Genomic DNA, 12,456 nt, shown 5'->3' on the forward strand with positions numbered 1-12,456 from the left:
CGCACAGTGATGCCGGATTCGCCTAAAAATTAGCCAGGTAGGTCGTGCCAGGGAACAGCCGCGCCAACAAATATCTCTTGCAATGGCGCAAGCGCGTCGGCTGTATTCCCAGAACTTCCTGACCAGAGCTGGAGCTCCTGTGGCTCACTCCACCCGCCACCATGACGGCAGCAAGGCCCTGACCTCGGCGCGCTGGAAGCGGTCATCCACCAGCACCACCACGCCCCGGTCCTGCTCGGTACGGATCACGCGGCCAGCGGCTTGCACCACCTTGCGCAAGCCGGGGTAAAGGTAGGTGTAGTCATGGCCCCGCCCGGCACCCATGGCGGCATCCATGGCGCGCTGCATGGCCTCATTGACGGGATTGACCTGGGGCAGCCCCAGCGTAGCGACAAAAGCACCAATCAGGCGGGTGCCAGGCAGGTCCACCCCTTCAGCAAAGGCGCCGCCCAGCACGGCCAGGCCCACCCCCTGCCCGCCTTCGACAAAACGCTCCAGAAAGGCCGCACGCCCGGCTTCGTCCATGCTGCGCTCCTGCTGCCACAACGGCAGCTGCGGGTGCAGGCGCTGCAGGCTGGCAGCCACGCGCTGCAGGTAGTCGAAGCTGCTGACAAAGCACAGATAGTTGCCGGGCTGGCCGGCGTACTGCCGGGCGATCAGGTCGGCCAGGGGCGCCAGCGATGCCTCGCGGTCGCGCCAGCGTGTGGAGATGTGGCGGGCAATGCGCACCTGCAGCTGGTGGGCGGCGAACGGCGCGTCCACCTCCAGCCAGGCGGTGTCGGCCGGCAGCCCCAGCAGATCACGGTAGAACTGCGGCGGACTGAGCGTGCCGGAAAACAGCACCGTGGCCTGGGCCGCAGCATGGCGCGCAGCCAGGTGCGGTGCGGGGACGACATTGCGTATGCACAGCGTGGAAACCGGTGTGCGTGGCTGCCCGCCGCGTGCCAGCAGCGGCGGCGCCAGCTGCACATCGAACAGCGCATGCGGACCAAACTGTTCGGCCAGGGCTTGAAAATGCAGCAAGGCCCAGTACAGCGTCAGCACCGGGTCGCCAGCAGGCAAAGCCTGGTCAGCCTGCACATCGGCAATCGCCCCGATGGCACGCTGCACGGCCGCCAGCAACGCGGGGGGGATGGCGGCATAGCTCTGGTAGGCCGTGTGGCTGGCGGTGTGGCGGGGCTCACGGAGGCCGGACACGGTCTGCGCGGCCGCCTGGGCAAACAGCGGCAGGCTCTGTGCACCGGACGCCCCATCGGCTTCGGAATCCGTTGCCCGCTGCGGCAGGACGGCTTGCGCCTTGTTCAGCGCATTCCACTGGCGCTGCAGCGCATCCAGCGCTTTCTTGACGGCCCCCGTGGCTGAAGTGGTCGAGCGGCGGGCGGCCGCCAGATCAAACTGCGACAGCGGTGCGGTGTACATGCTGCGGGCGCGCTCCAGCAGGTTGTGGGCCTCGTCCACCAGCACCCCCACACGCCAGCCCTGCTGCTGCGCCAGGGCATACAGCATGGCAGCGCTGTCGTAGAAGTAGTGGTAGTCGGCCACCACCACATCGGCCCAGCGTGCCAGCTCTTGCGACAGGTAGTAGGGGCAGATGCCATGCTGCAGCGCCACCTGGCGCACGGTGGAGCCATCCCAGAGCACCGGCTCCGCAGATGCGGACAGGGCCACGGCCTCAGCCCGTGCCGCTGGCAGTCGATCGAAGAAACCCTGCGCCAACGGGCAGGACTCACCGTGGCAGGCTTTGTCCGGGTGCTCGCAACTGGTGTCGCGCGCACGCATTTGCAGCACCCGCAACGGTTCGTGCTGTCCCTGGGCCAATGCCGTCTGCATGTGCTCCAGCGCATGCAATGCCAGCCCATGGCCCGTGCCTTTGGCGGTCAGGAAAAACAGCTTGTCCAACCCGCTGCAAGTGCTCGAAGCGCTGGCTGCGCCATGCCCCGCCATGGCCTTGAGCATGGGAAAGATGGTGCCCAGCGTCTTGCCAATGCCGGTGGGGGCCTGGGCCATCAGGCAACGGCCCCCACCGGCACTGCGGGCCGTGCGGTAGACCGCCACCGCCAGTTGCCGCTGCCCGGTGCGAAACGCCGCCATGGGAAAGGCCGCTGCCGCCAGCGCCGCATTGCGCTGCTGGCGGTGCCCTGCTTCGCTGCGCGCCCAGTCCAGGTAGCGGCGGCAGTGCATGGCAAAAAACTGCTGCAACTCGTCGGCACTACAGTCCTGCACCAGCACCGTTTCCTGCAGAGAGGGCGTGTGCACATACACCAGCGCCACGTTCAACCGCGCCAGTCCGCGTGCCTGGCACAGCAGATGGCCGTAGACCTTGGCCTGGGCCCAGTGCAATGCGCGGTGGTGGGGGCGCACCGCGTCCAGCGGGCCGCGGTAGGTCTTGATTTCTTCCAGCTGCTGCGCCGCCGCATCAAAGCCATCGGCCCGGCCGCGCACCTGCAGGCCTTCAAACTGGCCACTGAGCGCGACCTCGGCTTCATATCTGCTGTCCGGTTGGACCTGTCGGCGTTGCTGCACCACGGCATGGCCCTCCATGCCTTCGAGCGCACTGGGCGCCGGGGTGAAGCGCAGATCCAGATCACCCGTGCGGGCTGTGAACTCGCACAACGCTCGCACGGCCACCGTCGGCGGGGCAGCGGCGTCGCTCATGCGCCTTCGCCAATCCCCTGCCACTGCACATGGCAGACGCGCGCGGGAATGCCGTGGGCGGCGCAATAGTCCAGCCAGCGGATCTGGTTGTCCTGCAGCTTGTCGCCCGGCGCTTTGACTTCCACCAGTTCGTAGCGTCCTGCGCCCTCTGCGCGGTCAGGCCAGAAACGCACCAGATCGGGAAAGCCGGTGCGGTTGGCCTTCACATCCCGCAGCAGGCGGTCAAACAGCCGCTGCAGGTGGGCGGCGGGAATGCAGTCCAGCGCCAGCTCCAGCAGCGCGTCGCTCAGCGTGCCCCAGAAGACAAAGGGCGACTGCGTGCCCGCCTTGCCGGCAAAACGACCGCGGATGGTGCTGCGGTAACGGCCATCTTGCAGCTCGGCCAGACAGGCATCGAACAGGGGCTGGCGGCGGGCCACGAAGTCGGGGGCTCCCAGATCGGCCGGTCCACTTTGGAAGGGGTGAAAGAACGCGCCCGGCAGCGGCGCGAAAATCGCCGGCCAGCACAGCAGGCCGAACAGCGAGTTGATAAGCGCATTCTCCACATAGAACACCGGTGCCTCGCCGCGGTGCCAGTGGTCGCGCAATGCGTACTCCACGGCCACCGGCTGGGCTGGCCGCGCCAGCACAACCTCGCTGCACAGCGCAGCCACGGCCGGAGCCAACGCAGCCTGGCGGGGGGCTCCGCCCAGGCCCGCGTTGCGGCGCAAGCGCGGCAGCATGCGGGCCACGCGCTGGGATTCCTCTTCACTTTCAGGTTCCGTCTGGGCCTGGGCCGCCAGGTCCAGGGCCTGTCCGAAGCACTGCATATGCTCCAGCACGCGGATATGCCGGTGGCGGGCGCCGGGGTAGGCGCTGGCGGTGTAGGCCTGGGCAGCGTTTTCCCAGTCCTGCGCCCGCTCGCATGCCTGCCCCAGGCGCAGCAGCAGCTTGGCGCGGCGCTGGTTCAGCCAGCGGTGGGGGCTTTCAAGCTGCCCAAGCGACTGCAGCAGCGCCCCGGCATCGCCCCCTGCATCCAGTGCCTGGCGGCTGGTGGAAATGGCCAGGTAGAAGTCCACATCGGCACGGCTCTGGAAAGCGCGTGAGGCGGCATCCAGCGCCACAGCTTCATAGCGGAAGATGCCCAGATCGGACAGCACAAACTCCGACCAGTCCTGGTGGAGGTTGCCAAAGAACATCAGCCGCAGCCGCTCACACACCTCACCCACCATCACGCGCCAAACGGGGTCCGTGGCCTGGGGGTGCCAGGCGGCATAGGGCTGAGGGTCAGTCTGCCCGTCCAGCGCGGCCAGCATGTCGGCCTTGCGCAACGTGGCCGCCAACCCGGCGCCTTTCAAGATGTCCAGCAGCTCGGACTTGGTGTGCAGGCCAAACAGTTCACCCAGCGCCATGGGCTCAGAAGTGCTGAGCCAGCCCATCTGCAACAGCGGTACGGCCGCCTGGGCACTGTCGCCGATTTCCGCATACACCAGCTTGCTGGCCCGAAACCACGGCCCCTTGCGCATCACCATGCGCACCAGCAGAGCCTGCGTGGGCTCCGGCAGCAGGGCAAATCCAGCCAGAAAGCCGGCCTCCTCTTCACCCAGCAGGTCCCCATAGCGCTGCCCCAACCAGTTCAGCGCACGCTGAAAGTTGTGCAGGTAATACAGGCGATGGGGCGGGAAGGCAGCAGGCTGCGGCGCAGTCACGGGCGGGAAATGACAGAAAGTGGCGGGAACGGTTAGGCAACTGTATTTTTATACAGATTCATCACCTCTGCCCGGCCAATGCCTACCGCGCCAGCAGGGCCATGGGCAAGACAGGCCTGGCGCAAGGCCTGCGGCCCCTCTGCCTGGCCGCGCCAGCTTGACACCATCTTGATGGCCTACTGCGCAATCCCGACACGGGCTTGATGCCCGAATGCCTAGATTTCAGCCATCGCCACCACAGGCTGGAGCACCCAGCCAATTGACGTATGAAACCAGTCGCCATCCTCCAGCACGAAGCCGCACAAGGCCCCGGGGTGCTTTGGGAACATTTGCAACAGCAAGGCATTGCCTGTGAACTGATCAGTCCCTGCCAGGAAGGCCACGCGCCGGTGCGGGCGGCGGATTACCGCGGGGTGGTGGTGCTGGGCAGCAACCACTGTGCCAACGAACAGCTGCGCTGGATCGAACAGGAGCGCTGCCTGCTGCAGAACGCGCTGGCGCACGATGTGCCCGTGCTGGGCCACTGCTTTGGCGCACAGATGCTGGCACGCGCCATGGGTGCGCGGGTGTGGCGCAATCCCTGCCCCAACATCGGCTGGAGCAACGTATGGGTCACGCGCCAGGCGCAGGACCTGATGCAGCTGCCGCCCCGGATCACGCTGTTCAACTGGCACTACGACACGTTCGAGCTGCCCCAAGGCGCCTCGCGCAGCATGTACGGCGCGTTCTGTCTGAACAAGGGCTTTGTGCATGGCCGCCACTGGGCGTTCCAGGGCCACCTGGAAGTCACGGAGGACAGTGTCCGCGCCTGGTGCAGCGAAGGCCAGGACGAACTGCGCCGCGCCCCCGGCCCCGCCGTGCAGCGCGCACCGCAGATTCTGGCCCAGCTCCCCCAGCACCTGGCGCTGCTGCACGCCACGGCGCGGCGCACCTACAGCGCCTGGGCAGAGCAGTTGGACCGGCCAGCGCTGTTTCAGCTGGGGGCTCTGCCGGGCGCGCCTGCCACGGCCACCCAACCCGGACGGATCCAACCCGGCCCCGAGCTGACACTACAGTACCAGGCACCGCTGGCACAGCAGACCAAAGCCATCCTGGCGCGCGCCGTGGGCTGATCACGTCGATAAAGCGGAACACCAGGGGGGCGCAGGCACGCGCCGCCTGGCCTCAGGGCGTGGCCTTGCCGGGGCTGCGCTGCCCCACCCGGGCCCGCAGCGTGGCCAGCAGCTCGGGCGGCAGGAACTTGAAGGCCAGCTGCAGCAGCAGATAGGCGATCACACCGTCATCCAGCCAGCCTAGGACGGGGATGAAGTCCGATACAAAATCCACAGGACTGACCACGTACAACGCTGCCAGCACCGTGGCCAGCTTGGCAGCCTTGGGCGCACGCGGATCCCGCAGCACCGCCCAGGCGAGCCGCAGCTCCTTGCGAAACACCGACAGCAGACGACCCAGCTTCCACATGGCAGACCTTTCTTTCCCCCGGCAGACGGTCCCGCAGCGACATGCCACGCAACCCGTCCTTCACATGCGGACAGTTTGGAAGATGACAAGGCTGCCGCCGCCTGCAATTGCTGCAGGGTGTAGCAGCAAGGGCGCCACCGCACCGGCCACTTAACTCGCTTCCAGATTCCGCCCCCGCACCCCGCCCTTAATACTGCGATAACCCTGCATTTATAGAATCACTGGTTTTTTTGTGCGCGCGGGCGCGCAGGGGCAGCGGCATGCACATACTGATCGTGGAAGACAACAGCCTGGTGGCCAGTGGCATCAAGGCCGGATTGGAGCTGCACGGCTTTGCCTGCGACATTGCCCCCAATCTGGCCCTGGCCGACCGCCATCTGACCGCCGGCCATTTCGACGCCTGCGTGCTGGACCTGGGCCTTCCCGACGGTGACGGCCTGGCCCTGCTGCGCAGCTGGCGCGCCGCCGGCCTGCAGCTGCCGGTGCTGATACTGACTGCGCGCGGCACCATCGAAGACAAGGTGGCCGGCTTTCAGACCGGCACCGACGACTACCTGACCAAGCCCTTCGACCTGCAGGAGCTGGTGCTGCGACTGCACGCCCTGCTGCGCCGGGCCGGCGGCCGTGCCACCGATCTGATGGCGCTGGGCGACTGCCAGGTCAACACCGGCACCGGAGAGGTCTGGCGCAACGGTCAGCTGGTGGAGCTGTCCCGCCGCGAATGGGCGCTGCTGGCGGCGCTGCTGCAATCCCGAGGCCGGGTTCTGAACCTGGCCCAGCTGCACGACAGCCTGTACGGCTTTGACCTGGATGTGGGCAGCAACACGGTGAATGTGCATGTGCACCATCTGCGCAAGAAACTGGGCAGCGACATCATCGACACCGTGCGCGGCATCGGCTTTCGGCTGGGCGCGCGCTACTGCCAGCCCGGTCTCTGAGGATCCGGCATGAAACTGTTGCGCCGCTCCCCGGCCCCCACCAGCCTGCGCCTGCGCCTGGTGCTGGGACTGAGCCTGACGCTGTGCGTGCTGTGGGGCAGCGTGGCGGCCTGGATGTTTCCCACCATGCAGCGTGAGCTGCGCACCATGCTGGACGACCGGCTGATCGCCAGCGCCCGCATGGTGTCGGGCATCGTCCACCAGTTCCAGCCGGCGCAGGTGGATGCCATCACACCCGCTAACAACGCCCTGCTGTCGGTGATTGCCCGCGACGGCGTGGCCTGCGAGGTCAGCCTGGTGCGCAGCGAGGTGGACATCCTGCCGCTGGCCAAGACCAGCAACAGCCCCGACTTCACCCCGCTCACCCGCTCCGGCTTTGGCAGCATTGAAAAAGGCGGTAAATCCTGGCGCACCTATGTGCTGGAGGAAAACGGCATCCGCATTGCCACCGCCGACCGGCTGGACGTGCGCGAACAGCTGGTGCAATCCTTTGTCTATACCCTGGTGGTGCCCTTTGTGCTGGCCCTGGCCGGCGTGGTGCTGCTGACCTGGTGGATCTGCACCCTGGGTCTGGAGCCGCTGCACCGCCTGGGGGAAGAGCTGCAGCACCGCCCACCCCAGGACCCTTCGCCCGTGCAGACCGGCCAGGACACGGCCGAGCTGGCCCCGCTGGTGGGCAGCCTGAACCAATTGCTGGGCCGCATGAACCGCGCCATCGAGCACGAGCGCCGCTGGACGGCCGACGCCGCCCACGAGCTGCGCACCCCGCTGACCGCCATCAAAACCCATGTGCAGGTGGCACAGCTGGTGCTGGAACGCCACGCACCACCCGGCCCAGGCAGCCCGGGCAACCCCGCCAGCCAGGCTCTGAAGCAGGCCAGTGAAGGCATTGACCACATGCACGCCACACTGGAACAGCTGCTGCAACTGGCCCGCGTGGAAAGCGCCAGCACCGGCACGCCCCCCAGCACGGAGGGTACTGCCATCGCCGAGGCCCTGCACCTGGCCTGCCGCCAATCGCTGCAGCGCGCCAACAAGGGCGACACCCCCACGCCCAGGCTGCAGACCGACCTGGAACCCGCCGCACTGCACGACTGGGAGCTGCCGCTGGCCCCCGCCCTGCTGACCTGCGCCGTCACCAACCTGGTAGACAACGCCCTGCGCCACCACCTGGGCGAGCAACCCATCACCCTGCAACTGAGCCTGCAGCCTGCCGGCACGGGTACAGCTGGCGATACCGATGGCGTTGATGAAGGGCTCGACCCGGCCCATGGCACAACAAGCCACGGAACGGCGGGCACGACAGGGGTGGAGGCCTGTGCCAGCACTGCCACCGCCACCTTGCAGATCCAGGTGCGGGACCATGGCCCTGGATTGAGCGCCGAGGAATGCGCCCAGGCCCTGCAGCGCTTTTGGCGCAAGACATCAGCCACCCAGGGCAGCGGCCTGGGCCTGACCATCGTGCAGCGCATCGCCGAAAGCGTTGGCGGCCAGTTGCACCTGGCTCCGGACGCACCGGGATTGGTCGCGACCTTGTCGCTGCCGCTGCAGCGGGTGGCACACCGCGCGGCCTGAAGCGCCAGGGGCAATATCTGTCACTCTGGCGCCCCCAGATACCTCTTCGGCATCTTTGCAGGAGACGCCAGCAACCGCCAGCGTCATGCGCCCCGCAGGACGCCGCCGCGACGGAACGCTCAGGCTCCGGGGTGAATTGCCCGGTCGGCCACTACCACGCCATCGGCATCGGCATACACCCAGTCCCCGGGACGCACCGTCACCCCGGCCAGTTGCACGGCCACGCCGGACTGGCCTTCGTTGCGCTTTTCCGTGGGCAGCGGCATCAGCGCCAGCGCGCGTATGCCCACGGCGGCGGCACGCAACTCGGCCACATCACGCACGGCACCATACACCACCACCCCCGCCCAGCCGTTGCGGCCGGCTGCTGCTGCCAGATTGCCGCCCACCAGCGCACGGCGCACCGAGCCGCCTCCATCCACCACCAACACCCGGCCCTGGCCCGGGGAGTCGACCGCCGCCTTGACCAGGCTGTTGTCTTCAAAGCACTTCACCGTGAAGGCCGGGCCGGCAAAGGACTCCACCCCGCCAAAGCTGGGGAAGACCGGCGGCAGCACCCGGAACTGGCCGGATTCGTCGTTCTTGTACACATCGCACAGATCGCAGGTGGCAACCTGAGGACCGTGGGCAGAGGCAGTGCGCATGAAAAAAGCTCCAAAACAATAGTCATCACCCGTAGGGCCGCCCGTGATGGCGGATCCCGGCGTTGGCGCCGAGGCCCTTGACAGAGGGGCAGCATGCGACCACACGCAAGCCGGCAAACGACAGCCGACGGCAGATCGCAGGCAGCACGTGCAAGCCACCGGGAGGGGCAGCCCTATCATCCCGGCAGCCGCTGACAGGCTCCCGACAACACAGGCCACAGTCTTCCACAGATGTCCGCCAGCCACCTCTTCCTGGGCCGCCAGCGCTGCCCTTCGCCCCTGGAAATTGCCTCCGTAAGCTAGCGCAGCCGCCACCGCTTTTTTGTCGCCATGGCGTCCTGAACAACCATTCGGGCGTGCCGCCAGTGCCGGAAACCCGCCAAAAGTGACGTTGCACAACAATTCGAGGCAAAAAAAGGGGCCAGTCAGCTTGGAATGGGCAAATTTTCCCAGTAGGATTTGCTGATGCCTTGCTGCAAGACCGCAGCGTGGCGAAGAGAACCACACTTCCTCAACAAGGACAAGCAACCATGGCAACTGCAAAGAAGGCAACCGCTGCACCGGCAGCACCTGCAAAAAAGCGCACCCCTAACGCAGCCTTCATGAAACCCCTGACCCCCAGCGCCGCTCTGGCTGCCGTGGTCGGTTCCACTCCCCTGCCACGCACCGAAATCATCAGCAAGCTGTGGGTCTACATCAAGGCCAACAACCTGCAAGACGCTGCCAACAAGCGCATGATCAACGCCGACGCCAAGCTCAAGGAAGTCTTCGGCAAGCCCCAAGTCTCCATGTTCGAGATGGCAGGCCTGATCGGCAAGCACGTCAAATAAAGCGTCCTTCACTGGATTCGAAAAGCCGGCCTTGTGCCGGCTTTTTTGCGTCTGGCGCGCCCCCGTGCGTCCACCGCCCACCGGCCCGTCCGTGCCCAGCGATCTGTGATGGTTTTACCCCTGTCTGTCATACCGTGTCATGCGGCGTACTCAGCCGCTGCTCCATGCAGCGCCGTGTGACTTAACTCACAAAGAAAGCAAGCACCAACCCCAGCCGGATCGCAGTCTGCTTTTCCGCCATTTGTTGCAGAGTGGCAACAAACATCAGGTTTACATTCCAAACCCAGCAATAGTAGTGAGAACAATTATCAGTAGTGTCTAAAATCCAGCGTCCTCGGGCCGACCCGAGACCGGATTTTCTCTACCTTTGCTCACATGTCTACACTCAAAAACACACCTACAGACATCAACGCACTGCACTGCGAGCTCACGCAGATCGTGGTCGCTGCTGGCCTGTGCCTGATGGGCGGCAACGCGCTGGCCCAGCAAGAAGTCACCCTGCCTTCCGTGCAGGTGAACGCCACGGCCGACGCTCCCTTCAACCCCCAGACTTCGCCCCAGGGCAAGTTCACGGCCCCCTTGGTGGACACCCCCAAGACCGTGCAGGTGATCGGCGAAGAGATCATCAAGCAAACCGGCGCCACCAGCCTGAAAGATGCGCTGAAGTCCACCCCCGGCATCACCTTCGGCAATGGCGAAGGCGGCAACCCCTCCGGTGACCAGCCCTTCATCCGCGGCATGGACTCCCAGGCCAGCACCTTCGTGGACGGCATGCGTGACATCGCCGCCGGCACCCGCGAAGTGTTCAACCTGGAATCGGTGGAAGTCATCAAGGGCGCTGACTCGGCCTACGCCGGTCGTGGCGGTGCGGGTGGCTCCATCAACCTGACCACCAAGAAAGCCAAGAACGACAATTTCGTCTCCGGCGATGTGGGCCTGGGCACCGACAACTACAAGCGCGCCACGCTGGACCTGAACCGCAAGTTGGGTGAAACCACCGGTTTCCGCCTGAATGCCATGGCGCACGACGCCGACATTCCCGGCCGCGATGGTCCTCAAAACAAGCGCTGGGGCATTGCTCCTACCGTGACCTTCGGCATGGGCACGCCCACCGAAGTCACGCTGTCCTGGCAACACCTCAAGACAGACAATATTCCCGACGGTGGCGTGCCTTACCTCTACAGCAACACGGCCATGGCCAAACTGCCTGGTGGCAGCACGGTGCGCCCCACCTATGGCAATGACCGCGCCAACTGGTACGGCCTGACCCACCGTGACTACGAAAAAGAAACGAGCGACCTGTTCACGGCCACCGTGGAACACAAGTTCACCGACACCAACAAGATCCGCAACAGCCTGCGCTACAGCAAGACCGACCAGGACTACATCTGGACGCAGCCCGACGACAGCAAGGGCAATGCCATCAATGGCTATGTCTGGCGCCGCGGCAACGCACGCGTTTCGGAAACCACTACCCTGCAGAACGTGACCGAGCTAACGGGCAAGGCCCAGACGGGCTCCGTGGGCCACAGCTTTGCACTGGGCCTGGAACTGTCCAAGGAAAAAGCCGAAGTCCGTTCTGCCGCCATCCAAAGCGGCGGTACCTGCACCTCGGCGGTCGCCCCATGGTGCACCACCTTGAGCAACCCCAGCGGTGCCAATGCCCCCTGGACATTCGCCTGGAGCCTGCCAGCACAAGCCACGACCAACCAGGTCGACACCATCGCCCTGTATGGCTTCGACACGCTGAAGTTCAATGAGCAGTGGCTGCTGAACCTGGGCCTGCGTGCCGACCACTACAAGACCTCGGCTTCGGGCCCTGCCGGTGGCCGTGCGCCGAACACCTACCCGGCCTACGACATCTCGCGTTCCGACACCCTGTTCAACTACCAGTTGGGCCTGGTCTACAAGCCGGCACCCAATGGCAGCATCTACGCCAACATCGGCACTTCCACCCGCCCTGTGGGCAATGCTCTGGGCAATGCCAATGAAGACATGGTCATGACGACTGCCAGGGCAGCCGACATGAAGCCCGAAAAGACCCGTTCCATGGAACTGGGTACCAAGTGGGATCTGCTGGACAAGAAGCTGGGCCTGACCGCCGCAGTCTTCCGCAATGAAGTGACCAATGCTCGCATCACCGAAGGTGGCGTGGACTACATGGCCGGCAGCAAGGTGGTCAACGGCATTGAACTGGGCTTTACCGGCCAGATCCTGCGCAACCTGAGCGTCTTTGGCGGCTATACCTACATGGATAGCGAACAAAAGGACATGGGTGCAGGCAATGCCGCCAACGGCCAAGCCTTCCCCAACACCCCCAAGCACAGCTTCAGCCTGTGGACCAGCTACAAGCCCACGGACAAGCTGACCCTGGGTCTGGGTGTGTATGCACAAAGCAGCGTCAACGCCAGCTATGCCCTGTCGACCGCTCCTGGTGGCGGCATCGTGACCAAGGGCGTCAGCGGCTACTCGCGTTATGACGCCATGCTGGGCTACCAGATCAACCGCAACTTGGCATTCCAGCTGAACCTGTACAACCTGGGCGACAAGGTGTACTACAGCGGCGTGCGCTCGCCCCACTACGCCAACATTGCGGCTGGCCGCTCTGCCGTGGCTTCGCTCAAGTTCACGTACTGAGCCCCCTGACCCGCCTGCGCACTTGATG

9 protein-coding genes are annotated in these 12,456 nt (G+C 65.5%); 5 read left to right on the forward strand and 4 right to left on the reverse strand.

What is annotated here, in order from left to right:
- Positions 1–144: 144 nt before the first annotated feature.
- Both KW830_RS06465 and KW830_RS06470 read right to left on the reverse strand, forming a co-directional pair.
- Positions 145–2,655: an ATP-dependent DNA helicase gene (locus KW830_RS06465; protein ID WP_218332533.1), complete on the reverse strand. Its 2,511-nt coding sequence runs from the start codon at positions 2,653–2,655 to the stop codon at positions 145–147.
- Positions 2,652–4,343 carry a VRR-NUC domain-containing protein gene (locus KW830_RS06470; protein ID WP_218332534.1) on the reverse strand — a complete coding sequence of 564 codons (1,692 nt, stop codon included), beginning with the start codon at positions 4,341–4,343 and terminating at the stop codon, positions 2,652–2,654. The genes KW830_RS06465 and KW830_RS06470 overlap by 4 nt, the downstream gene beginning before the upstream one ends.
- A 266-nt stretch (positions 4,344–4,609) precedes the next feature.
- On the opposite strand from KW830_RS06470, the gene KW830_RS06475 reads away from it, so the two are divergent.
- Positions 4,610–5,455, forward strand: coding sequence for a type 1 glutamine amidotransferase (locus tag KW830_RS06475; RefSeq protein ID WP_218332535.1), 846 nt, complete (start codon positions 4,610–4,612; stop codon positions 5,453–5,455).
- Between the two features lie 52 nt (positions 5,456–5,507).
- Here the strand turns inward: KW830_RS06475 and KW830_RS06480 are convergent, their stop codons facing one another.
- Positions 5,508–5,804 carry a YkvA family protein gene (locus KW830_RS06480; protein WP_066534748.1) on the reverse strand — a complete coding sequence of 99 codons (297 nt, stop codon included), beginning with the start codon at positions 5,802–5,804 and terminating at the stop codon, positions 5,508–5,510.
- Between the two features lie 260 nt (positions 5,805–6,064).
- Here KW830_RS06480 and KW830_RS06485 point away from each other — a divergent pair, with 260 nt between their 5' ends.
- Both KW830_RS06485 and KW830_RS06490 read left to right on the forward strand, forming a co-directional pair.
- A complete protein-coding gene (locus KW830_RS06485) occupies positions 6,065–6,742 on the forward strand; it encodes a response regulator (RefSeq protein WP_218332536.1) in 678 nt (225 codons plus the stop codon).
- Positions 6,743–6,751: 9 nt separating this feature from the next.
- Complete coding sequence (locus tag KW830_RS06490; protein WP_066534753.1) at positions 6,752–8,317, forward strand: ATP-binding protein; 1,566 nt, start codon at positions 6,752–6,754, stop codon at positions 8,315–8,317.
- 119 nt (positions 8,318–8,436) lie between these two features.
- Here KW830_RS06490 and rraA read toward each other — a convergent pair whose 3' ends face one another.
- The gene (gene rraA / locus KW830_RS06495) at positions 8,437–8,961 is read right to left on the reverse strand and encodes a ribonuclease E activity regulator RraA (protein WP_218332537.1); all 525 of its coding nucleotides are present in this window, start codon (positions 8,959–8,961) and stop codon (positions 8,437–8,439) included.
- Between the two features lie 530 nt (positions 8,962–9,491).
- Here rraA and KW830_RS06500 point away from each other — a divergent pair.
- The gene (locus tag KW830_RS06500) at positions 9,492–9,791 is read left to right on the forward strand and encodes an SWIB/MDM2 domain-containing protein (RefSeq protein ID WP_066534759.1); all 300 of its coding nucleotides are present in this window, start codon (positions 9,492–9,494) and stop codon (positions 9,789–9,791) included.
- Positions 9,792–10,166: 375 nt separating this feature from the next.
- Complete coding sequence (locus KW830_RS06505) at positions 10,167–12,428, forward strand: TonB-dependent siderophore receptor (protein ID WP_218332538.1); 2,262 nt, start codon at positions 10,167–10,169, stop codon at positions 12,426–12,428.
- The last annotated feature ends 28 nt before the right edge of the window (positions 12,429–12,456 follow it).

It is taken from the genome of Comamonas sp. CMM03 (genome assembly GCF_019218715.1).
GTDB lineage: Bacteria > Pseudomonadota > Gammaproteobacteria > Burkholderiales > Burkholderiaceae_C > Comamonas > Comamonas terrigena.